We start from the raw sequence: 22,063 nt of genomic DNA on the forward strand, positions 1-22,063 counted from the left end.
TGACCAGCAGTGCATGTGTGGGCCACCTGGCCCTGGTCAGACCAGGTTCGCCAGCTCCTCACCGGCGAGCAGCCGACGCAGGTTCTCCTCGATCAACGCCTCCGGTGCCTGCGGCCGGCCTCCGGCGCAGTGCGGGGTGAGGATGGCGTTCGGCGCGTGCCACAGCGGCGAGGACTCCGGCAGCGGCTCGGTGGCGAACACGTCCAGTGCGGCACCGGCGATCGAGCCGGTAGCCAGGGCCTCGATCAGATCGCCCTCCACGACCGTGGCGCCCCGGCCCACGTTCACCAGCCAGGCCCGCTCGGGCAGCGCAGCTAGCACGGCGGCGTCCACGATCCCCTCGGTGTGCGCCGTCGCCGGCAAGATGTTCACCAGCACGTCCGCCGTGGGCAGTACCCGGTCCAGCTCGGCCTCGGTGACCACCGGGTACCCGTCGCGCTCGCCGGCGGACCGGGCCACCCCGGTCACCCGGGCGCCGAGCATGCTCAGGTATCCGGCCAGCCGGGTACCGATCCCGCCGAAGCCCCAGATCACCACCTGCGCGCCGGTGAGCGTGGTGAACGCCTCCGGTGAGCCGAACGGAAGATTCGCGTCCTGGGACGGGTGCCAACCGCCGTCGGCCTGGGCTGCCACCGTGCGGTCCAGGCGGCGGGCCGCCGCCAGGATGAGTGCCAGCGTGTGCTCGGCGACCGGTGCATCATGCAGGCCTCGGCCGGAGGTCAGCTGCACCCCAGGATCGAAGCCGGCCGCCTCGATCGCATCGGTGCCGGCCATCAGCGACTGGATCCACCGCAGCCGGGGCAGCTCGCCAGGCATCGTGGCCAACCGCTGCGCGGGAGACTGCCAGATCACCACCACCTCGGCGTCGCGATGCTCGGGCGGGATCGGCCGGTGCACGTCGTAGACCACGGAGGTGATGCCGTCGGGCAGGTGAACGGACAACGGGATGGAACTGGGCAGCAGCACCTTCACTCGCTCATCCCCTCATCATCGATCAGGTGCGCCTTGTGTGCCCACCAGTAGCCCGTGGCGCCCAACAGGATCCCGGCGACGCACACCCAGCCGAGGCGACCATCCGGGGAGCGGCCGGCCAAGAACGCCACACCGACGCCGAGCAGCCCGGCCAGCCAGGCGATCGTGCCGATCAGGAACAGCGCCTTGGCGTTCACCTTGGCCGCACGGAGCGGGGGCGGGCTTTCAGGTTGCGGATCGGGCACACGGCGATCGTAGTCATCTGCCGGACGGAACGGCGCATCCGCCCGCGAGGCGGACCGTCCACAGCCGCTCCCAGACGTGCCACCTTGACGCCGGTATCGTGCGAATCCTGGCCTCGCTCGCCACCCCGTGGAGCGCGGCGTGCGGGGCTCGCCGGCCGGTTGGTCGACGCTGGGGTTCGTGGTTCGCATCCGCCAGGGCGTGCGGACCCGCCAGGGCGTGCGGACCCGCCAGGGCGTGCGCATCCACCAGGGTGTCCGGACCCACCAGACGCGCCCGGTCGCTATCTTTACTTAGGCTAAGTAATAGTCTAGGATGGCGTATCGATGGCTTCCGAGCGCGATGATTCCGCAGCTGGAGGCGATCCTGTAGGGGTCCGGCGAGTTCGATCCGGTGGTCGCGAGGGACAGCCTCGCCCCGGAAAGGGTGCGCCCCGACCACCCGGGGGATTGGCCTCCAGGCTTCGACTGACCCTGCTCCGCACGGCGCGCAAGCTACGCGCCGAACGGGCGGGCCGACTGTCCGAGACGCAGCACGCGGTGATCAGCGCAGTGGTGGCCCACGGCCCGTTCACCCCCAGTGCGCTGGCCGCGCGCGAGCACGTCCAGCCGCCGTCGATGACCCGGACCATCCAGGCCCTGGAGAGCGAAGGCCTGCTGAAGCGCACCGCGCACCCCACCGACCGCCGTCAGGTACTGGTGACCAGCACCGAAGCCGGCCGGGAGTACGTGGCCGAGACCCGCCGTCGCCGGGACAAGTGGTTGTCCCGCCGGCTGGCCGCCCTCACCCCTGAAGAGCGACAGATCCTGTCCCAGGCAGAGGAGATCTTGAGGAGGATCACCACCCAGTGAGCACCATGTTCGCGTCGCTACGCCAGTTCAACTATCGCCTGTGGTTCGGCGGGGCCCTGGTGGCGAACGTTGGTACCTGGATGCAGCGTGTCGCACAGGACTGGCTGGTGCTCGCCTATCTCTCCGACGATTCCGGCACCGCCGTGGGGATCGTGACCGCTCTGCAGTTCGTCCCCTCGTTGCTGCTCAGCCCGTTCGCGGGAGTGCTCGCCGACCGGGTGGACCAGCGCAAGCTACTGATGATCACCCAGGGGCTGATGGGTGTGCTGGCGGCCGGGCTGGGCATCCTGGTGCTCGGTGGCCATGCCGAGCTGTGGCAGGTGTACGTCTTCGCGGTGCTGCTCGGGATCGCGACGGCGATCGATGCACCGGCCCGGCAGACGTTCGTGGCCGAGTTGGTGCCCGCCGATGGCCTGGCCAACGCTGTGGCGCTGAACAGCGCGTCGTTCAACGCGGCCCGGCTGATCGGCCCGGGCCTGGCCGGTCTGCTGATCGCCGTGGTCGGCCCGGGCTGGGTGTTCATCATCAATGCGGTCTCGTTCGCCGGGACCATCGGCGCGGTCCTGGCGATGCGCACCGGCGAGCTGCGGCGCGTACCGCGCACGAAGAAGGCCAAGGGGCAGCTGCGCGAAGGGCTGTCCTATGTCCGGCACCGCCGGGACATCATCTTGATCATGGCGGTGGTGTTCCTGGTCGGCGGCATTGGCCTGAAGTTCCAGCTCACCTCCGCGGTGATGGCGCGGGTGGAGTTCGGTAAGGATGCGGGGGAGTACGGGGTGCTTGGCTCGATCCTGGCGATCGGCTCGCTGGCCGGAGCGCTGATGGCGGCCCGGCGCAAGCAGCCGCGGGTGCGTACCGTGATCATCGCCGCAGGAGGCTTCGCCGCATCCACCACGCTGCTCGCTCTGGCGCCCACCTATGAGCTGTTCGCCCTCGCATGCATCCCGGTCGGGTTCACCTCGCTGACCATGCTCACTTCGGCCAACGCCGCGATCCAGATCAGCACCGATCCGGCGATGCGGGGGCGGGTGATGAGCTTGTACATGATGGTGCTGTTCGCCGGGAACCCGATCGGCGCGCCGCTGGTCGGCTGGGTGGCCGACGCCTGGGGACCGCGCTGGTCGATCGGCATCGGCGCGATTGTCGCTGCCGTGGTGGTCACCGTGGCCGCCCTGTGGGCGCGCAAGCACTGGCAGGTGCAGGTGCGGTATTCGCTGCGCCAGCGTCCGCACATGATGCTCACGAATGCGGAGGAGCGCGCCGCGCGCCGGGCAGCGAAGGTCGATGCTGCCGTGCAGGAAGGCTCGGACGCTACGAACGCTGCCTGAGTGTGCGGCTTGGTGCGGCCCGGCCAGGCCCGCCGGTGCTGCGATCTGAGGTAGGTCCCGCGATCGGAGGTAGTCCGCACTTACCTCCGATCGCGGGAGCTACCTCCGATGGTGGGCTGGGCTCGGGTGACTTCCGGTGACGGGTTCAGGCCGGCCCGCCCGCGCCGAACACCTCCGACTGCAGCCGGTCCAAGGCCTTCTCGCAGGTGCGCTGCTTGATCATGCCCTCTCGCGCGTGCGCCACGACCTGCAGTCCGGAGGGATCCCAGAGTGCCTCGACGACGCACGGGTTCAGGTTCATCGAGCCGGAGCCGACGATCGCGGACAGCCCGACCACCGGGGAACCATCGGGTGCGCTGAGCTGTCGCTGCTGTGGGCCCCGGAGGAACTGCTGCAGCCGATGGAGGTGCACCGGAGTGCTCGGCTGCGGCCAGTAACGCCGCTGACTGTCCAGCTTGGTGAACCGGGCGCCGAGCCGCCCGCCGAATCTTCCGCCGCTCGCCCCACCGGCGGCACCGGCCGCCCCAGCAGCCGGTCCGGCACCGAGGGCGCCACCGAGCCCACCGCCGAATGCCCCGCCCGCGGCTCCTAGGTCGCCCAGCCGGCCTTCCAGCGCCGCAGCGATCTCTGCGGCGGACAGGAACAGTGATGCCTCGGACACACGGCCAGCGTAACGGCCGGCTCTTGCGGCGCGGGCCGAGCGCTCCGCGGAAGTCGCATTCCGACGCGGAGGCCCCTGTGGCACCTCCGCGTTCGGAAAGTGCCTCCGCGGCTCGCGCGTTCCGCCACCAGGTGGACGCCCGTGGCCACCAGGCCGCGCCCCGCGGTACGGTGGCCGGGACAAAGCCCCCGGGGAGCGCGTAGGCGCTGAGAGTGCGGTCGGTACACCGGCCGCAGACCCGAGGAACCTGACCTGGTTAGCACCAGCGTAGGGAGATGGGCAGCAGAGTCCGCCGCGTGCACCCGTGCGTGGCGGTGCCTGCACGCGGCGCCCGGGGGCCTTCGATACCAGGAGGCCCTATGCCCACCCCACCCACCACCGTATTCACCGCCACGTCCTACGGTGTCGGCGCACGCTTCAGCCTGCACCCGATGACCGACGGCTTCGCCGATCTCATCCTGACCGCACTGCGGGAGACCGACTCCCGCGGCCTGCAGATCAGCACCGACGAGGTCTCCACGTTCCTGCGCGGCCCCGAGGATGACCTGCTCGCCTACTTGGCGGACACGATCGGCGCCGTCGCCCGCACCGGGGTGCACACCGCCGCGCACGTGCTGTTCTCCCGAGGCTGCCCCGGTGAGGTGGAGTGCACTGTGGCCGACGGCACCGCCCAGGCACCCGCGGCGCTCACACGCCCGGCCCCGGCCCACGTCCAGGCGGCCGCGCACTGGGCGCTCTATCCGCTGGAAGACAGCCCCACAGCGGATCACATGGCCGCCATCTACGCGGCGATCGAGCATGCCCGCGACCTCGGCGTGCTCACCGGCTCCGAGCACTACGTCACCCGGCTGGACGGCGATCTGGCCGACGTGCTCTACGCCGTCACCGACGGCTGGCGGGAGGTCGGCACACAGGTGCGGCATGTGGCCAGCCACCTGAGCCTGTCGCTGAACTCACCCACCACCACGCACTCACCCGCGGCAGGTGCCCGATGACGGCACGCACCGAGGCCACTGGCCGCCGCCCGATCACCCTGCACGATCTGGTGCTTCTCGCCGTGCTCGCCGTGGTGTTCGGCTTCCTCTACTGGGCGCTGGTGCAGGTGTGGGGCTGGCTGCAGGTGGTGATGGGCCCCTTCGGCGATCTGGCTCAGAACGTGCTCGTCGGCGGCTGGATGGTGGTCGCCCCGCTCGCCCTCTACATCGTCCGCAAGCCCGGTGTGGGCATCCTGGTGGAGATCATCGCCTCGATCGTGGAGGTGGTCTTCCTCGCCTCCCCAGTGGGGCCGATGCTCATCCTCGTCGGCTTCATCCAGGGGGCCGGGGCGGAGGTGGCGTTCGCCGTCACCCGGTACCGCCGCTATGGCTGGGCCGTGTTCGTTGCCTCCGGGGCGACGGCGGCACTCGCCAACCTCGTACTCGGCATGGTGCGTATGGGCTGGGCCGGGCAGGAGCTGTTCGAGCTCCGGGTGGTCTTCCAGCTCGCCTCCGGTGTGCTGCTCTGCGGGCTGCTCGCGAAGGTGATCGGGGATGCGTTGCTGCGCACCGGGGTGCTGGACAACTACGCGATCGGCCGCGCGGCCCGGGCCAACCAGGCCGCTCGTTCCAGCAGTGCAGCCGGCAGCGGTCAGGCCAGCGATGGCTGACCTGGTCCGCACCGAGCAGCTCACCGTGACCTACCCCGGCGCCCGGGCGCCGCACCTACGGCAGGTCAGCATCGCCGTCGGGCAGGACGAACGAGTGCTGCTGCTCGGACCCTCCGGAGCCGGCAAGTCCACCCTGCTGCGCACGCTCGCCGGGGTGGTGCCGCAGACCGTGGACGCCGAGGTGACCGGCCAGGTCAGCGTGTGTGCCAGCGATCCGCGCAGCACCCCGGTGCCGCAGCTGGCCGGGCAGGTCGCCACGCTCATGCAGGACCCAGCCGATCAGCTCTGCCTGCCCACTGTGGCCGAGGAGGTGGCCTTCGCCTTGGAGAATCGGGCGGTGCCGGCCGAGCAGATGCCGCCGCGGGTCACCGCCGCACTGCAGGCGGTGGGGGCCGGGCACCTGGGTGGGCGGCGTACCAGTGAGCTCTCCGGTGGGGAGGGGCAGCGGGTCGCGCTCGCCGCTGCTCTGGTGGCCGGCCCGCGGCTGCTGCTCCTGGACGAGCCCACTGCGCTGCTCGATCCGGCCGGTGCCCGCTCGATCGGTGCTCTGCTGGCCGGCCTGGACGGGGCGAGCCTGTTGATCGAGCACCGGTTGGACGAGCTCGGCCCGCTACCCACGCGCTGTGTGGTGTTCGACCGCTGCGGCAGCGTGGTGGCGGATGGGCCGAGCGCGGCCGTGCTCACCTCAGGTGAGGTGGCCGCCACGGGCTCCTGGTTACCGGCGACGGCGGAGCTCACCCGGGTACTGCGGCGTCCGGTCTCCCCGGCTCAGCTAGGTGGCGCACTCACCGAGCTCGCCGGTCGCGCGCCGCGGCCGGCTCCGCGTCCGGCCGGTCCGGTGCTGCTCGCCGCCAGGGACGCCGAGGTGCGGCGCGGGGAGTCCGTGGCGGTGGCCGGGGTGGACCTGGAGCTGCGGGCCGGGCAGATCACCGCAGTGCTCGGGGTGAACGGTTCCGGGAAGAGCTCGCTGCTGCTCGGCCTGGCGGGGTTGCTGCCGGCTGCTGGTGTGCGTGGGCTGGCGCGGGTCGGGATGGTGTTCCAGAACCCCGAGCACCAGTTCCTCACCCGCACCGTCGCCGACGAGATCGGCTACGGGCTGCCGGCCGGTGCTGGTGCTCCTGCTGGTGCTGGTCCCGGTGCTGCGGTCGGGTCGGTGCTGGAGCGCTACCAGCTGACCGGGCTCGCCGCTGCGGACCCGTTCCGGCTCTCCGGCGGTCAGCAACGCCGGCTCTCCCTGGCGGCGATGACCGTGATGGCCGATGACGTGCTGCTCGCCGACGAGCCGACCTTCGGTCAGGACCGGCGCACCGCCGCCGGGATCGGCGCCGAGCTCGCCCGGCTCGCCGGGGAGGGCCGCGCAGTGGTCCTGGCCAGCCACGACCTGCGCCTGGTGGCCGCGCTCGCCGACCAGGTGCTGCTGCTCGCCGGTGGCCGCCCGGTCGCCGTCGGCACTGTGGACGAGGTGCTCACCCCCCGTGCTCGCCCGCGCCGGACTGCACCTGCCGCCGCTGCTGGCCGCCTGGCCTGGCCCGCTCGGTGCGGCCCGGGATGCGCTCGCCCTGCTGGAGCGCGAGGCAGCGCCGGTGGGGGTGGCGGCATGAGTGGCGGCGTCGAGGCGCGACCGCAGCCGGCCGCGAGGGCAAGGGGCAGTGCCAGGGTGCGGGGCAGTGCCCGGCCCGCTTTCGGACGACCGTTGCCGGGGGACTCGGTGCTGCACCGCCGCGATCCCGTGGTCAAGCTCGCTGTGCTGCTGGTGATCTGCCTGGTGCTGACCGCGGTGACCGATCCGGTGACCCCCGCTGTGCTTTACCTGCTCACCTGGCCGGTCGCCCTGGCCGCCGGGCGGATTCCGGCGGGCACCCTGTTGCGCGCCCACCTGCTGTTCGTCGCCTTCGCGTTCAGCCTGCTGATGGTGAACGCGTTCACCCGGCCCGGGCAGGCGGTGGCGCACGTGGGGCCGGCGGCGATCAGCGCCGAGGGCCTGAGCATCGGTGCCGGGCTGGCGATCCGGACCCTGTTCATCGGCGTCGCCTCGGTGACCTTCGTGTTCACCACCGACGGCGCCCGGCTGATGACCAGCCTGCACCAGCACCTGCGTCTGGACGGACGCTTCGCCTACGCGGTGCTGGCTGGCTACCGGCTGCTCGAACAGCTACCGGAGACCTGGGCCACGATCCGGGCGGCCCAGGCGGTCCGCGACCCGCGCCGCCGCGGGATATCCCGGTCGCCGCGGGCACTGACCCGGGCGGCGTTCACTCTGCTGGTCACCTCGCTGCGCCGCGCCGAACGGATGTCGATCGCCCTGGAGACCCGTGGCCTGGGCGCCGGCCGCCGCACGATCGCCGCACCCAGCCCGCTCGGGCGCGCCGATGCCCTGCTGGCCGGGACAGCTCTGGTGAGCACCGCCGTCGTGCTCTATGCCTCCTGGCAGGCCGGCACGCTCCGCGGGCTGGGTGCGCTTGGGGTGTTCGGCTGACGCCGCCACCCCACTACACCGCCACCACCACCACCACCACCGTCGCCACCACCGTCGCCACCGCCACCACCACCACCACCAACGGAGGTAGGTACGGCGATCGGAGGTACGTTTGTACTTACCTCCGATCGCCGTACCTACCTCCGATCGGCGCGGGGACGGTGGAAACTCGGGTGCGGGTGCGGGTGCGGGTGCCGGGGGTTGAGCGGGGTCTAGCTCAGAGCCGCTCGACCACCCAGTCCACGCACGCGGTGAGCGCCTGCACGTCGGCCGGGTCCACCGACGGGTACATCCCCACCCGGATCTGGTTCCGGCCGAGCTTGCGGTACGGCTCGATGTCCACCACCCCGTTCTCCCGCAGGATCGCGCACACCCGGGCGGCGTCCACCTCCGCCTCGAAGTCGATCGTGCCGACCACGGGGGAGCGGGCCTGCGCCTGCTGCACGAACGGGGTGGCGTACTCGGCGCGCTCGGCCCAGGAGTAGAGGATTTGCGCCGAGGCGGCACTGCGCCCGGCGGCAAAGTCCAGCCCGCCCCCGGCGAGCAGCCAGTCGATCTGTTCGGCCATCAGCACCAGGGTGGCGATCGCCGGAGTGTTCAGCGTCTGGTCCTTCCGGGAGTTCGCCACCGCCGCGGCCAGGGAGAGGGACTCGGGCACCCAGCGGCTGCCGAGCTCGGCGATCCGCTCCAGCGCGGCGGGGGAGAGCACAGCCAGCCACAGCCCGCCGTCGGAGCCGAACGCCTTCTGCGGGGCGAAGTAGTACGCATCGGTCTCGGCCAGGTCGGCGCGCACACCACCGGCGGCCGAGGTGGCATCGACCAGCATCAGCGCATCGGCGCTCACCCGCTGCACCGGCGCGATCACCCCGGTGGAGGTCTCGTTCTGCGCCCAGGCGTAGGCGTCCACACCCTCGGCCAGAGACGGTACGGCGAGCGTGCCCGGTTCGGCCCGGACCACCTGCGGCTCGTCCAGGAACGGGGCCCGGGCGGCAGCGGTGGCGAACTTCGCGCCGAACTCGCCCGTGCTCACGTGCTGGGAACGCTGCCGGATCAGGGCGAAGGTGGCCGCGTCCCAGAAGAAAGTGGAGCCGCCGTTGCCGAGCACCACCTCGTAGCCCTCCGGCACGGCCAGCAGCTCGCGCAGTCCCTCCCGCACCCGGGCCACCAGGGCCTTCACCGGCGGCTGCCGGTGCGAGGTGCCCATCAGCACCGGGCCCAGCGCCGCCAGCGCCGCCGACTGGCCGGGCCGGATCCGGCTCGGTCCAGAACCGAAGCGGCCATCGGCGGGCAGGAGGTCGGTGGGCACGGCCAGCGTCGTCATACCGGCATCATCCCAGGTGCCGACGGCGTTCCTCGCCCGGGTCCGGATCGTGACCGGGCTGCGCTGGTCGAGAAATCCGAGGGCCCGGACCGGGCGGTCCGGTTAGGGTGGAGTCGGCATTGGCTGGCATGAAGGGGAAGGGCCCCGTGAGCGATCTCATCGATACGACGGAGATGTACCTGAAGACGGTCTTCGAGCTGCTCGAGGACGGGATCGTGCCGCTGCGGGCCCGGATCGCCGAGCGTCTGGGACACTCCGGGCCGACGGTCTCCCAGACCGTGGCGCGACTGGAGCGGGACGGTCTGATGGTGGTGACCGGGGACCGGCACCTGGAGCTCACCGACGAGGGGCTGGCCCGCGCCACCCGGGTGATGCGCAAGCACCGGCTGGCCGAGCGGCTGCTCACCGATGTGATCGGCCTGGACTGGCCGCATGTGCACGAAGAGGCCTGCCGCTGGGAGCACGTGATGAGCGATCAGGTGGAACAGCGCTTGATCGGCCTGCTCGATCACCCCCAGCGAGACCCGTACGGCAACTCGATCCCCGGGCTGGAAGAGCTCGGGGAGCAGTCGCTGGACGCCGCCTACGGCGCGGCGCTCGCCGATCTGCTGCCGACCGGTGCGGCCACCTACCGGATCACCCGGATCGGGGAGCCGCTGCAGGTGGATGTGGCCCTGCTGCGGCAGCTGCAGGAAGCGGGCCTGGCGCCAGGGGCCACGATCCAGGCGACCCGCGGCAAGGACACCTTCGCCGTGCAGGTCTCCGGCGTCGAGACCGTGCTGGACCTGCCGGAGGACACCGCCCGGCACGTGTTCGTCACCACCGACTGACCGAATCCGACGGGATCGCGACACGCCGCAGATTCGTGCCACCAGTCACATCCGGGACCGAATTGTGACCGGAACGTGACAATCGGCCCAGTGCTGAGGTAGCGTCTGTTCCGCTCGCAGAAACCCTCCTTCAGCGAGTACCCCGGACAGACGCCGAACCCTGTCACTGCCCGAGGTCAGATCGAACCCGTGACAGGGGCGGGGGACCCAAATCTTGCGGTGCTGTGAAGCACCTTGGGGTGAAGTCCACCGGCCGAGCGGCAGGCGGACCGGGTGCTACCTCCACCCGAACCCGACAGCTCACCTCGTAGGCGGCAGGAGAGGCAATACTTTGACCGACATCAAAAATGGGCGGCACCGCGCAGCATGCCGCCCGGTAACCCCGCTGAGCACCTTCGGCCAGGCCGTCACCGGGACCGTGGGCAAGCGGACCGCCGTCGCGCTGGCCACATCGGGAGCGCTTCTGGCGCTCAGCGCCCCCGGCGCTCTCGCCGCCCCGACCACCGCCGACGCCCCCGTTCGCACCGCGAACCTCGCGTCGGCTATCGCCCCAGACACGGCGAACGAGGATGCCGTGGGCACCTCCGCCACCGTCAGCGTCGACGCTGACGTGAGCTGGAACCTGGGCACGAACGTCGAGGTGGAGTCTGAGGCTCCGCCGCCGCCCCCGGAGCCAGAGCCAGAGCCGGAGCCGGAGCCGACCTACGAGCGGACCACTACCGAGACCTCGCGCAGCAACGACCGCACCGAGGCCGCGACCGAGTCTAGCGACTCGGACGAGGGTGAGTCCGAGGAGTCCAGCGAGCCCGCCTCCACCACCAGCGCCAGCGGAATCGGCGCGCAGATCGTGGAGATCGCCCATCGCTACGTGGGTACTCCGTACGTGCACGGTGGTTCGACCCCGGCCGGGTTCGACTGCTCCGGCTTCACCGCCTACGTGTACGCCCAGGTGGGCATCAGCCTGCCGCGTTCCTCCGGTGCCCAGGCCGGTGCCGGTCAGCAGGTGTCCGCCTCCGAGGCGCGCCCCGGTGACCTGGTCTGGTGGCCTGGACACGTGGGCATCTACCTCGGTGGCGACCAGCACATTGCTGCCCGTAACCCCAGCAGCCCGCTGCACGCCAGCCAGATGTGGCGGTCCAACCCGACGTTCATCCGCGTCACCGGCTGAGCCTCATCGCGTCAGCACAGTGGCCCGTCTCTGCATCGGCAGAGGCGGGCCATTGTCGTTGTCTGGCCCCGACGGTACAGCGAGTGCTGCCCGGGTAGTACGCGAGTGCTGCCCGGCGCACAGTTGATTCGCGTTTTGGTGCGCAGCATCGCCTCCGACAGGGCACACTTGAGGCCAAGAGATCACCAACGACCGGGGGTGTACTGGTCATGGAGCACGAACAGGTCGTTCTGGTAGGGGTCGATGGATCACCGGCCAGCCTGAACGCACTGGAATGGGCCGTCGCCCAGGCGCGGCAGGTGGGCTGGCGGCTGCACCTGGTGTGCGCCTACGCCGTGCCCACGTTCGCTGCTGCCTCCCTGGACGGTGGCTACGCCGCACTGGACGACACCGCCATCCGCGAAGGTGCGCAGGCAGTGCTGGACGAGGCGGTCGCGCGGGTCTCGCAACGTGACGTGGAGGTGACCAGCGCCCTGGAGACCGGTGACCCGGCCGGGGTGCTGGTGGACCTGAGCAAGCAGGTCTGCCTGGTGGTGGTCGGGACCCGGGGGCGCAGCGGCTTCGCCGAGCGTGTCCTGGGCACCGTTTCCTCGGCCCTGCCGGCCCACGCGCACTGCCCGACCGTGGTGGTGCCCCTGCTGGACGGTGAGGACGATGACACCACTCCGCCGCTGCCGATCAACCGGATCGTGGTGGGTGTGGACGGGTCCGATTCGGCGAAGGTGGCGCTGAACCGGGCGATCGAGCAGGCCGAGGTCTGGCAGGCCGAGCTCACCGCTGTGGTGGCGGTGCCGATCGGCGCCGGTGCCGGCGTGCTCGGCTGGCTGCCGGCCGCGGTGGACCGGGAGAGCGTGCTCGCCGACGTCAAGGAGGGCCTGAACGTCACGGTCGACCGGGCGTTGGAAGGCCGCGAGCTGGTGGTGCGCCGGCACGCGCTGGACGGTAACGGAGCGGCCCTGCTCTCGGAGTTCTCCACCGCGGTGGACCTCGTGGTGGTCGGCTCCCGCGGGCGTGGCGGGTTCGCCGGCATGCTGCTCGGGTCCACCTCGCAGCAGGTGCTGCACCACACCGCATGCCCGGTGATGGTGGTGCCCAGCCGGATCCAGGATGAGGGCCTGCCGCCGATGGAGCGTGGCTGGAGGCGGCGCAAGTAGCCGGCTTTCCCCGTGCTCAGCCCAGGCGCACGGGCACCCCGCGGGCGATCCGGGCGAGCTTCTCCGGGTTGCGCACGTAGTAGATCCCGGTGATCTTCCCCTCGCGTACGGCGATCGACACCACGCCGTCGAGCTCACCGCCCACGTACGCGATCAGCGCCGGGTCCCCATTGATCGAGGTGAGGGTCATCTCGATCGTGCCGGCGGCCTTGGTCGCGACCCCCTGGACGTAGCGCAGCACCCGCTCCGCGCCCACGATCGGGTGTCGTGCGGCCGTGCGCACCCCACCGCCGTCCGCGAGGCACACCACATCCGGGGCGAGCACATCCACCAGGTGCTGCAGGTCACCGGTCTGCAGCGCATGCTGGAAGCTCTCGACGGCGGAGCGCGCCTCGGTCGGTGAGGTCGCCTGCCGAGGGCGCCGGGCGTGCACGTGCTGGCGCGCCCGGTGGGCGATCTGACGCACCGCGGCCGGGGTCTTGTCCACGGCCGCGGCGATCTCGGCGTAGTCGAAGCCGAACGCCTCCCGGAGCACGAACACGGCTCGCTCGGTGGGGGAGAGGGTCTCCAGCACCAGCATGAGCGCCATCGAGACGGTGTCGGCGCGCTCGACGTCCTCGGCCACGTCCGGTGTGGTGAGCAACGGCTCGGGCAGCCACGGGCCCACGTAGGTCTCCCGGCGCCGGCTCATCGTCCGCAGCCGGTTCAACGCCTGCCGGGTGGTGATCCGGACCAGGTAGGCGCGCGGTTCCTGCACCTGCTCCAGGTCCACGCCTACCCAGCGCAGCCACGTCTCCTGGAGCACATCCTCGGCGTCGGCCGTCGAGCCGAGCACCTCATAGGCCACGGTGAACAGCAGGTTGCGGTGGGCCATGAACGTGACGGTGGCCGCCTCCACAGCTGGTTCGGTCACGATGATCTCCTCTGCCTGGTGCCCCGGTTGCTGCTGCCGGCGGCCCGGGCGTGCTGACTCCACGGTACGCACCGCCGTCAGCGCGCTTCCTCGGCGGTGACCCGTGCGGCTGGTGCGCCGGCAACCGGTGGGACTGATGCGCCGGCGGCGGCCAGCCGGCGGCGCCGGGCCGGGTCGGTGAGGCGCATCGTGACTCGGCCCGGGAAGCGGGCCTCGAGCTTGAGCTGCCAGATGATCCCGGAGCAGATCAGCTCCTTGATCGCCGCACCCGGCCGGCCGGCCAGGTAGGTGCGCCGCGCCGTGTCGTTCAGGTGGGTCAGCTGCAGCAGGCCGTCACGTCGGCCCAGGCTGACGCACTGGCTGACGAAGGCGAGGCTGAGCCGGTCCGGCTGCTTGCCGGCGATCAGGGCGAGTACAGTCTCGGCCGCCTGCGGGCCTACCTGCACCGCCGCCTGGCAGCTCATCCGCGCCGGTAGGTCGGACGGGGCAGCGGCGTCGCCGGTGGCCACGATCCGCTCATCGTCCAGACTGACCCAGCTCTCATCGGTGCGCAGCCGGCCGAGGGCGTCGGTGGACAGCCCGCTGTCCCTGGCCAGGGCAGGCACGCTGAAGCCCGCCGTCCAGATGGTCAGGGCACTGTCCAGGCGGCGCCCGGCGGCCAGCAGCACCGCGTCCGGCTCCACAGCGCGCACCCGGGAGGGAACACCGTCCAGCAGCTCCACCCCGAGCGCGGCCAGTCGCTGCGCCGCCGACCGCCGGCCGCGCTCGTGCAGGGTCGCGGCGAGCACGCCGCCGGTGAGCAGCCGCACCTGCCGGCCGGACTCGGCGAGCTCGGCAGCGGTCTCGATCCCGGTCAGGCCACCACCGACCACGGTCACCGGGGCGTGGTCCGGCAGCTCGGTCAGCGCGGCCTGCAGGCGCTGGGCCTCCTCCAGGGTGCCGATCGGGTAGGTGTGCTCGGCGCCGGGCACGTCCGAGGCGGCGCTGTGGCTGCCGACGGCGTAGATGAGGTAGTCGTAGGCGAGGCTGCCTCCGCCGGCCAGCTCGATGCTGCGAGTGGCGGCATCGATCCTGGTGGCGGTGTCGACCACCAGGTGCACTCGCTCGGCGAGCACGTCGCGTAGGTCGTGGGTGGCGCTGTGCGAGCCGCCGACCAGCTGGTGCAGCCGGATCCGTTCCACGAACGTGGGCCGCGGGTTGATCAGCGTCACGGTGACGTTCTCGCCCTGGGTCAGGCGGTTGGCCGCCATCACGCCGGCGTAGCCGCCACCGATCACGACGGCGTTCCGTGGCTGGCTCCGTGTGGTCTCGGGGCGTTGGTCTCGCATCGGGTGCTCCTCCGCAGTTGTTGGGTGACCCATGTCGTTCGGTGACCCATGTCGTTCGGTTACCCATGGGACACCGGTGCACCCGGATCTGTGACACCCCTACGGCAGAAGAGCTTTGCTCACCCCGGCGAGCTCCGCCGTCGGCGGCTGAGCGTATGGCCTGGCCGGCGGTGAGTGGCCGGTCAGGATCGGCTGAGCGGAGTCTCAGCGCTGATCCGGGAGAGCTTCTCCGGATTGCGCATGTAGTACATGCGAGCGATCCGTGCGTCGTGCACGGCCACGGCGAAAATGCCGTCCAGCTCGTCGTCCATCGTGATCAGCAGCGCTGGGGAGCCATTGATCGTGGTGAGCCGCGCCGACAGGACTCCGGGCGCCTTGCGCAGGCCGCCGAGGAACAGCCGCGCGACCGGGTCGGCACCACGGACCGGGTTGGGGACGGCCTGCTTGAGGCCGCCGCCGTCGGAGAGGACCACGACATCCGGAGCCAGCACGTCCATGAGTGCGCGCAGATCGCCGGTCTCGATCGAGACCACGAACGCCTCGAGCACCTCCCGGGTCTCGGCCGCACTGGCCGGTCGGCGGGGACGGCGGGACTCGACGTGGCTGCGGGCGCGATGCGCGATCTGGCGCACGGCGGCGGGGGACTTCTCAACCGCGTCCGCTATCTCGGCATAGTCGAAGCCGAACGACTCGCGCAGGACGAACACCGCGCGCTCGGTGGGGGAGAGAGTTTCCAGCACCACCATCAGCGCCATCGAGACGCTCTCTGCCAGCAGGACGTCCTCGGCGACATCGGGGGAGGTCAGCAGGGGCTCGGGCAGCCACTGCCCGACGTAGTCCTCCCGGCGCCGCTGCAACGTCCGCAGCCGGTTGAGGGCCTGTCGAGTGGTGATGCGGACCAGGTAGGCACGCCGGTCCCACACCTCGGCGAGGTCGACGCCCACCCAGCGCAGCCAGGTCTCCTGCAGGACGTCCTCGGCGTCGGCGCCCGAGCCGAGAATCTCATACGCCACGGTGAAGAGCAGGTTGCGGTGGGCGACGAAGGTCTCGGTCGCGGTCTCCGCGGGCTCGTCGGTCATGATCGACCTCTCGGGTGGGGGACCTACTCTGCCAGCGACTGGCGGCTCTCGACAGAGGTTTTTGCTGTGCTGAGCAGCTGCGCACGCCGAGGGTCCTGGACCATGGTGAGGCTGGAGATGAGGTGGGGGCGGCGCGACATCGTGTGCAGCCCCTTGACGGTGCCCGCGCAGACGGCTTCCTTGACACCGGCGCCGATCCGGCCGCCGACGAAGACGCCGATCGCGGAGTCGTCGCGCCGGGCGAACTGGAGTACGCCTGCCTTCCGGCCCAGACTCAGGCACTGTCCCGGAATCGGCACCGAGAACGGCGCCGGGTCCCGCCCCGCGATGCGCCGGAGCACCGTCGCGGCAGCATGCGCGCCGAGCGGCTGCGCGGCGGCGCAGCACATCCGGTAGGGCACGTCGGACGGAGCGGCCGCGTCCCCACCGGCGAAGATGCGCTCGTCGTCGATACTGGTCAGCGTCTCGTCGGTGACGAGGCGGCCGAGGGCGTCGGTGGTGAGCCCGCTGCGGGACGCGAGGTCCGGCACACCGAACCCGGCGGTCCAGACGGTGACGGCGCTCGGCAGCGTGCGACCGTCGGCGAGGTGTACGGCACCGGGGCCTACCTCCGTCACCCGTGCGCCCACGCCCGCCAGGACGGTGACGCCGAGCCGGGCCAGCTGCTTCGCGACCTCGCGCCGCGCTCGCGGGTGCAGGTAGGGTCCGAGCTGCTCGCCGCAGACCAGCGTGACTGGGTGGCCGAGCTCGGCGAGCTCGGCGGCGGTCTCGATCCCGGTCGCCCCGCCGCCGACGACGGTGACTGGCGCCGACGGTCCCGCGGTGGCGAGCCGCCGGCGGAGGGCGTCGGCCTGCTCGAGGGTGCTCAGTGGGTGGGCGTGCTCGGTGGTGCCCGGCACGACCGGCGGCGCGTCGTGGCTGCCGACCGTGTAGACCAGGTAGTCGTAGTGCACTGCCTGGCCGGAGGCGAGTTCGAGCGTGCGGGAGGGGGCATCGATCCGCCTCACCGTGTCGACGGTGAGGCGGACGGTCGGTGCCAGCACCTGCGCGAAGTCGGTCGCCGCTTCGTGGGAGCCGCCGACCCGCTGGTGCAGCCGGATCCGCTCGACGAATGTGGGCCGCGGGTTGATCAGCGTGACGGTGAGGTCCTCGCGCCGGGTGAGGTGATTGGCGGCAACCACGCCGGCGTAGCCGCCACCGATCACGACGGCGTGGCTCGCCTGGGTCTGTGTGGTCTCGGGGCGTTGGTCTCGCATCGGGTGCTCCTCCGCAGTGGTTCGGTGACCCAGGTTGTTCGGTTACCCATGAAGACACCGGTGCACCCGGATCTGTGACACCCCTACGGCGCGGGAGCTCTGCTCGCCCCGGCGAGCTCCGCCGTCGGCGGCCTAGCGCACCGCCTGGGCGAGGGCGTCCATCACCTGGTGCAGCTCCGCCTCGGTGATGGTCAGCGGTGGCGCGAGCCGGATCGTGTTCCCGTGCGTCTCCTTGGCGATCACGCCGTGGGTGGCCATCCGCTCGCTCACCTCACGGCCGGAGCGGTGGGCCACGTCCACGCCCAGCCAGAGCCCCAGGCAACGCACCTCGCCGACCAGGCCCGCCTCGGCCAGCTCGCCGGCACGTCCGGCCAGGATCGGGTGCAGGGTGCGGGCCCGCTCCTGGTACTCACCGGTGGCCAGCAGCTCGGTGACCGCCAGGCCCACCGCGCAGGCCATCGGGTTCCCACCGAACGTGGACCCGTGGGTGCCGGGGGTGAGCACGCCGAGCACGTCCGCGCGGCCGATCACCCCGGAGGAGGGCAGGATGCCGCCGCCGAGGGCCTTGCCGAGCATGGTCAGATCGGCCTCGACGCCGGCCAGGTCCTGGGCGAGGGTGGCGCCGGTGCGGCCGAGCCCGGACTGGATCTCGTCGAGCAGCAGCAGGGCACCGGCCTGCGTGCACAGCCGGCGCAGCTCGGGCAGGTACCCCGTGGAGGGGATGATCACCCCGGACTCGCCCTGAACGGGTTCGACCAGTACGGCGACGGTGGTGTCGTCGATCGCCTCGGCGACCGCCGCGGCATCGTCGTAGGGCACCACCCGGAAGCCGGGAGCGTAGGGGCCGAAGCCGGTGCGGGCCTCCGGGTCGGTGGACATCGAGACGATCGTGGTGGTGCGGCCGTGGAAGGCGCCGGCAGCGACCACGATGGTGGCCTGGTCGGCGGGCACACCCTTGACCTCGTAGCCCCACTTGCGGGCCGCCTTGATCGCCGTCTCCACGGCTTCGGCGCCAGTGTTCATCGGCAGGAACATCTCGGTGTGGGTGAGCACGGTGATCGCCTCGGCGAACGGCTCGAGGAGGTCGTGCTGGAGGGCGCGGGAGGTGAGCGTGAGCCGGTCCAGCTGGCGGTGGGCGGCGGCGATGAGGTCCGGGTGCCGGTGGCCGAAGTTCAGCGCGGAGTAGCCAGCCAGGCAGTCCAGGTAACGCCGGCCGGCGGTATCGGTGACCCAGCAGCCCTCGGCGGCGGTGATCTCGATAGGCAAGGGGGCGTAGTTGGCGGCGAGAGCGGTCACGGGCACGGTCACGGGCACCTCCTGGGTCGGGTCGATGCCGTCCATTCTCACATCGTGAGACGCGCTCTGCTGGCAATCCGCACCCGGACCGCGCCAGTCTGCACCCAGAACACGAGGGTGGGCTGATGGTTGCGATTTCGCTGGATCCGATCGCAACCATGAGGTCACCTTGGTGAGGGTGGATCAGTGCGCAGGTGCAGGTCGAACAGGCGCAGCGCGCGCCGGGTCATGGCGGCGAGCACCCGGTCCACGAGTGGGTCGGCCCAGCGCAGCGGGGGAGCGAGGTGCACGTCCTCGGTCCAGTCCACCCGGCAGGTGCTCGCGCCGAGCGGCGTGACGGCGATCCGCGCCTGGCCGAGCAGGATCGGCCCAGCCTTGGCGAAGGTCACGACGCCTCGCTGGTTGTTGCCGGGTGGCCGGGCGAACGTCACCAGCATGGTGTCCCGGAGCAGACCGAGGGAGGTGGCCACGATCCGGTCCCCGCGGCGTACCGGAGGAGGGGGCGCGTCCACCTGGGTGAACGGGATGAGGTCGCGGTGGAACTCCAGGGCGGTGATCGCCGCGAAGACCTGCTCGGCGTCGGAGTCGATCACTCGGGACGCCCAGCTGCTGGTCACCAGCGCAGCGTCCCACACTGGGGCGGCGGGGGCGAGTGCCCGGACGGTCGGTACCCGATTCCGACGGCGGGGGTCAGCAACGATAGGCTGCACCCCGGGCCCCCGTAGCTCAGGGGATAGAGCAACCGCCTCCTAAGCGGTAGGTCGCCAGTTCGAATCTGGCCGGGGGCGCCACGGTGTGCGCCACTGTCGTCGACTCGAAGCCTGGACCTCAGCAAAACTCTGTTGACGACAGGCAGAGCGACGCGGGACAGTTCCACGGTGTTGATCCGACGCGAGCACTCCGAGGACGTTGAGGCGATCCGGTCAGTCACGGGTGCCGCATTCCGAAGTGCCGCTTACAGCGCTCCACCGGTGGAACCAGGCGGCGACCCTGGCGAAGTGACGCTGCTGTCGTGGCTGCGAGCCGACGTCGGGCGGATCCCCGAGCTGTCCTTCGTGGCCGCCGAGGACGGGCTGGTGGTTGGTCATGTGGTCGCTTCGCGCGCCCGCGTCGAGGACCGGCCTGCCCTGGGCCTCGGGCCGCTGAGTGTTCTCCCGCACCGGCAGAGATCTGGAATCGGCGCTGCCCTGATGCAGGCTGTTCTTGGTGCGGCCGATGCCTTGGACGAGCCCTTGGTGGGGCTGCTCGGCGACCCGGCCTACTACCGCCGGTTCGGCTTCGTACCAGCACAGACGACCGGGATAACCGCACCGGATCCCTCATGGGGCGACTATTTCCAGGTCCGCACCCTTACCCGGTACGACGGCCAGAGCGGGCGCTTCCACTACGCCGCACCGTTCGACGGGTTCTGAACAACACCACATGCGCGCGGCGCATCTGTGCCCGCCACGGTCACCGACCTGCGACGAATCGCCGTTCCTGTAGGGCTCTTCTTCCTGACCGCCGCATCATTCGGGCGGTCACCACCTTCCTTCCCCTCTCCGGACCAAGCGCCGGGCAGGCTTCGGTGCGTGCCAGAACGTGTCCTTCGTCGGACGGTCCAGCGACTTGTCCCTACTCGGACCGCTACCGCCAGCACGGTGTGGAATATGGCCTGCGACGGCGGCCCCGGGTGTGGCGCATGTACCGGTCATCCCGCCGCGCGTGGACTGACCTCTCAAGGTCGCGAGCGATCGGGCAGCCGTCGGGGTCGGCTGCGGACACCGTGCCCCGGGGCAACGGAGAAGGCGCTCACTCGCCGAGCGACCTGACGGATGCGGCTCCACACGGTGCGGCGCCGGCGTCGGTGGGGTTGGGTGGCGTCCACAGGGTGCAGGGACGCCGGGTCGCTGGTCTTGAGCATCTGCTGAGCGAGGAAGTCGTCGATGTGCATGTCTCGAGCCTCGCAACCAACGCCGCGCTACGGGAGTGGCAAGAATGACACAAACTGTTAGAATTTTGCCACTATGGTTCACCGGCGCCCGACGATCGCGATCCCGGTCATTGACGGGATGACCCTCTTCGAGATCGGCATGCCGCTGGAGGCCTTGGGCTATGACTGGGACCCCGAGCATGGTCCGCTCTATGACGTGGTGCTGTGCGGGGACTTGCGCGGGGTGCGCACGCACACGGGGGTCCGGCTGAGCCCGGAGCGGCCGCTCAGCGCGATAGCGGAGAGCGACACAGTGCTCGTGCCCGCAGTGCCACCAGGGCGGTCCGTCGGCTCCGGGCTGGTCCGTGAGCTGCGGCGCGCGGCCAACCGTGGCGCCCGCATAGTGGCCCTGTGCAGCGGCGCGTTCGCCCTCGCCGAGGCCGGCCTGCTCGATGGCCGCCGGGCCGCCACCCACTGGCGGCACGCCCCGCTGCTGCAGCGGATGTATCCCGAGATCGACGTGGACGCGCGCGCGATCTACGTGGAGGACGATGGCGTCTTCACCAGCGCCGGCTCAGCCGCGGGCCTCGACCTCTGCCTGCACCTGATCCGGCGCGACCACGGGGTGCGCGCCGCGAATGCCACCGCGCGTTACCTCGTGATCGCCTCCCACCGCGACGGTGATCAGGCGCAGTACGTCCGCGCGGAACCGCTGGAGGAGAGTGCCACCTGGTTGGACGACCTCCGCGGCTGGCTGCTGGAGAACCTGCGCCTCCCGGTGACGTTGGCCGAGCTGGGGCGGGCAGCGCACCTTTCGCCGCGCACCCTCGCTCGCCGGTTCGAGCTGGACGTCGGCACCACACCGATGCGCTGGGTCGCCAGCGAACGGATCGCGGTGGCCAAGGAGCTCCTCGAGGCCACCACCCTGACCGTCGACCGAATCTCGTCCGAGGTGGGCTTCGGATCGCCGGTCACGTTCCGAACCGCCTTCACCCAGGAGGTCGGCATCTCCCCGGGGCGTTACCGCTCGCGGTTCGCTGCCGGGCTCGGCGTCCCTGCCGGGTGACGCCGCAGAGTCAGGTTGGTAGCGCCGCCTTACCCATCGGCGCGTGCGGCATGGCAGTCCACAGGCCCGATGGCACAAATTGTCGGTGGAGGTGGTGAGCCTGCCGACCCGCAACGCCGTCCTCACCGATCATCAGCAGGAATTCATCGAGGCCCTGGTGGCCTCGGGGCGCTACCAGAACCCCAGTGCGGTCTTGCGGGAGTGCCCCCGAGGCGGGCGAGGGTGTGCGTCGTTGGCGCCTGCGGCAGAGCCGCCACCACGCCCATAGACCTATGGTGCGCCGCCCCGCGGCATGTCGTGTTCTACACCTTCAACTAGGGTGTAGTCCTCATTGTGCGCGTCCTGCACGACGCCATGGAACCCAGCCAGCGTCTCGGACCCGACAGGCCCGACAGACCGGACGAATGATTCGAGGGATCGCCTGCCCGTGGTGCTGACGGACGGCAGCCTCTCGTCCTGCGGGTGCCTAGCGCCGCCGCATCCCGCCGCCTCGCCGCGGTAAGGCGCGACCATCCGGAGTCAAGCGGGGCCATGGTGGTCGAAGCAGGGAATTGCGCTGCGGTT

Annotated in this window: 21 protein-coding genes, 1 tRNA gene and 2 riboswitches; of the genes, 12 read left to right on the plus strand and 10 right to left on the minus strand. The window is 71.1% G+C overall.

Annotated elements, in window-relative coordinates:
- Positions 1 to 36 precede the first annotated feature (36 nt).
- Positions 37 to 966 (minus strand): NAD(P)-dependent oxidoreductase, encoded by a 930-nt coding sequence (locus FU260_RS05235; protein WP_328593018.1) that lies wholly within the window; start codon positions 964 to 966, stop codon positions 37 to 39.
- Between the two features lie 2 nt (positions 967 to 968).
- The gene (locus tag FU260_RS05240) at positions 969 to 1,217 is read right to left on the minus strand and encodes a DUF2530 domain-containing protein (RefSeq protein ID WP_147916101.1); all 249 of its coding nucleotides are present in this window, start codon (positions 1,215 to 1,217) and stop codon (positions 969 to 971) included.
- Positions 1,218 to 1,664: 447 nt separating this feature from the next.
- Between FU260_RS05240 and FU260_RS05245 the strand changes: the two genes are divergently transcribed.
- Both FU260_RS05245 and FU260_RS05250 read left to right on the plus strand, forming a co-directional pair.
- The gene (locus tag FU260_RS05245) at positions 1,665 to 2,066 is read left to right on the plus strand and encodes a MarR family winged helix-turn-helix transcriptional regulator (protein ID WP_235912432.1); all 402 of its coding nucleotides are present in this window, start codon (positions 1,665 to 1,667) and stop codon (positions 2,064 to 2,066) included.
- Complete coding sequence (locus FU260_RS05250) at positions 2,063 to 3,394, plus strand: MFS transporter (protein ID WP_147916103.1); 1,332 nt, start codon at positions 2,063 to 2,065, stop codon at positions 3,392 to 3,394. The genes FU260_RS05245 and FU260_RS05250 overlap by 4 nt, the downstream gene beginning before the upstream one ends.
- Before the next feature lie 145 nt (positions 3,395 to 3,539).
- Here FU260_RS05250 and FU260_RS05255 read toward each other — a convergent pair whose 3' ends face one another.
- Positions 3,540 to 4,055, minus strand: coding sequence for a hypothetical protein (locus FU260_RS05255; protein ID WP_147916104.1), 516 nt, complete (start codon positions 4,053 to 4,055; stop codon positions 3,540 to 3,542).
- Between the two features lie 179 nt (positions 4,056 to 4,234).
- Positions 4,235 to 4,346, plus strand: a riboswitch (TPP riboswitch).
- A gap of 68 nt (positions 4,347 to 4,414) precedes the next feature.
- Between FU260_RS05255 and FU260_RS05260 the strand changes: the two genes are divergently transcribed.
- The 3 genes from FU260_RS05260 to FU260_RS05270 are packed head-to-tail and all read left to right on the plus strand — an operon-like array spanning position 4,415 to position 8,176.
- Positions 4,415 to 5,050, plus strand: a complete 636-nt coding sequence (locus tag FU260_RS05260; RefSeq protein WP_147916105.1) for a YkoF family thiamine/hydroxymethylpyrimidine-binding protein — start codon at positions 4,415 to 4,417, stop codon at positions 5,048 to 5,050.
- A complete protein-coding gene (locus tag FU260_RS05265; protein ID WP_147916106.1) occupies positions 5,047 to 5,700 on the plus strand; it encodes an ECF transporter S component in 654 nt (217 codons plus the stop codon). Before FU260_RS05260 ends, FU260_RS05265 begins: the two co-directional genes overlap by 4 nt.
- Positions 5,693 to 8,176, plus strand: coding sequence for an ATP-binding cassette domain-containing protein (locus tag FU260_RS05270; RefSeq protein WP_168211661.1), 2,484 nt, complete (start codon positions 5,693 to 5,695; stop codon positions 8,174 to 8,176). Before FU260_RS05265 ends, FU260_RS05270 begins: the two co-directional genes overlap by 8 nt.
- 217 nt (positions 8,177 to 8,393) lie before the next feature.
- On the opposite strand, the gene serC is transcribed toward FU260_RS05270, so the two are convergent.
- Positions 8,394 to 9,497 (minus strand): phosphoserine transaminase, encoded by a 1,104-nt coding sequence (gene serC, locus FU260_RS05275; protein WP_147916108.1) that lies wholly within the window; start codon positions 9,495 to 9,497, stop codon positions 8,394 to 8,396.
- 146 nt (positions 9,498 to 9,643) lie between these two features.
- Between serC and FU260_RS05280 the strand changes: the two genes are divergently transcribed.
- From FU260_RS05280 to FU260_RS05290, 3 genes are all read left to right on the plus strand, one after another.
- Entirely contained in the window at positions 9,644 to 10,327 is a 684-nt protein-coding gene (locus FU260_RS05280) for an iron-dependent transcriptional repressor DtxR (RefSeq protein ID WP_147916109.1), read from the plus strand.
- A gap of 142 nt (positions 10,328 to 10,469) precedes the next feature.
- Positions 10,470 to 10,655, plus strand: a riboswitch (cyclic di-AMP (ydaO/yuaA leader).
- A gap of 3 nt (positions 10,656 to 10,658) precedes the next feature.
- Complete coding sequence (locus FU260_RS24355) at positions 10,659 to 11,495, plus strand: C40 family peptidase (RefSeq protein ID WP_147916110.1); 837 nt, start codon at positions 10,659 to 10,661, stop codon at positions 11,493 to 11,495.
- A gap of 209 nt (positions 11,496 to 11,704) precedes the next feature.
- Positions 11,705 to 12,649 carry a universal stress protein gene (locus tag FU260_RS05290; protein ID WP_147916111.1) on the plus strand — a complete coding sequence of 315 codons (945 nt, stop codon included), beginning with the start codon at positions 11,705 to 11,707 and terminating at the stop codon, positions 12,647 to 12,649.
- A gap of 16 nt (positions 12,650 to 12,665) precedes the next feature.
- On the opposite strand, the gene FU260_RS05295 is transcribed toward FU260_RS05290, so the two are convergent.
- The 6 genes from FU260_RS05295 to FU260_RS05320 form a co-directional block, all read right to left on the minus strand.
- Positions 12,666 to 13,562: an RNA polymerase sigma-70 factor gene (locus FU260_RS05295; RefSeq protein ID WP_147916112.1), complete on the minus strand. Its 897-nt coding sequence runs from the start codon at positions 13,560 to 13,562 to the stop codon at positions 12,666 to 12,668.
- Positions 13,563 to 13,639: 77 nt separating this feature from the next.
- Positions 13,640 to 14,890: an NAD(P)/FAD-dependent oxidoreductase gene (locus tag FU260_RS05300; protein WP_147916113.1), complete on the minus strand. Its 1,251-nt coding sequence runs from the start codon at positions 14,888 to 14,890 to the stop codon at positions 13,640 to 13,642.
- Between the two features lie 182 nt (positions 14,891 to 15,072).
- A complete protein-coding gene (locus tag FU260_RS05305; RefSeq protein ID WP_147916114.1) occupies positions 15,073 to 15,969 on the minus strand; it encodes an RNA polymerase sigma-70 factor in 897 nt (298 codons plus the stop codon).
- Positions 15,970 to 15,992: 23 nt separating this feature from the next.
- Positions 15,993 to 17,225, minus strand: coding sequence for an NAD(P)/FAD-dependent oxidoreductase (locus FU260_RS05310; RefSeq protein ID WP_147916115.1), 1,233 nt, complete (start codon positions 17,223 to 17,225; stop codon positions 15,993 to 15,995).
- A gap of 132 nt (positions 17,226 to 17,357) precedes the next feature.
- Positions 17,358 to 18,566, minus strand: coding sequence for an ornithine--oxo-acid transaminase (gene rocD / locus FU260_RS05315; protein ID WP_147916116.1), 1,209 nt, complete (start codon positions 18,564 to 18,566; stop codon positions 17,358 to 17,360).
- Positions 18,567 to 18,685: 119 nt separating this feature from the next.
- Positions 18,686 to 19,138 (minus strand): SRPBCC family protein, encoded by a 453-nt coding sequence (locus FU260_RS05320; protein WP_147916117.1) that lies wholly within the window; start codon positions 19,136 to 19,138, stop codon positions 18,686 to 18,688.
- A gap of 98 nt (positions 19,139 to 19,236) precedes the next feature.
- Between FU260_RS05320 and FU260_RS05325 the strand changes: the two genes are divergently transcribed.
- The 4 genes from FU260_RS05325 to FU260_RS24565 all read left to right on the plus strand — a co-directional run bounded on the left by FU260_RS05325 (position 19,237) and on the right by FU260_RS24565 (position 21,767).
- Positions 19,237 to 19,312 (plus strand) — tRNA-Arg (locus tag FU260_RS05325).
- A gap of 207 nt (positions 19,313 to 19,519) precedes the next feature.
- Entirely contained in the window at positions 19,520 to 19,933 is a 414-nt protein-coding gene (locus FU260_RS05330; protein WP_328593019.1) for a GNAT family N-acetyltransferase, read from the plus strand.
- A gap of 594 nt (positions 19,934 to 20,527) precedes the next feature.
- Entirely contained in the window at positions 20,528 to 21,499 is a 972-nt protein-coding gene (locus FU260_RS05335) for a GlxA family transcriptional regulator (RefSeq protein WP_147916119.1), read from the plus strand.
- 94 nt (positions 21,500 to 21,593) lie between these two features.
- Positions 21,594 to 21,767 (plus strand): ribbon-helix-helix domain-containing protein, encoded by a 174-nt coding sequence (locus FU260_RS24565; protein WP_210418204.1) that lies wholly within the window; start codon positions 21,594 to 21,596, stop codon positions 21,765 to 21,767.
- Positions 21,768 to 22,063 lie beyond the last annotated feature (296 nt).

The sequence above is a fragment of the Ruania zhangjianzhongii genome (assembly GCF_008000995.1).
In the GTDB taxonomy this organism is placed as follows: Bacteria; Actinomycetota; Actinomycetes; order Actinomycetales; family Beutenbergiaceae; genus Ruania; species Ruania zhangjianzhongii.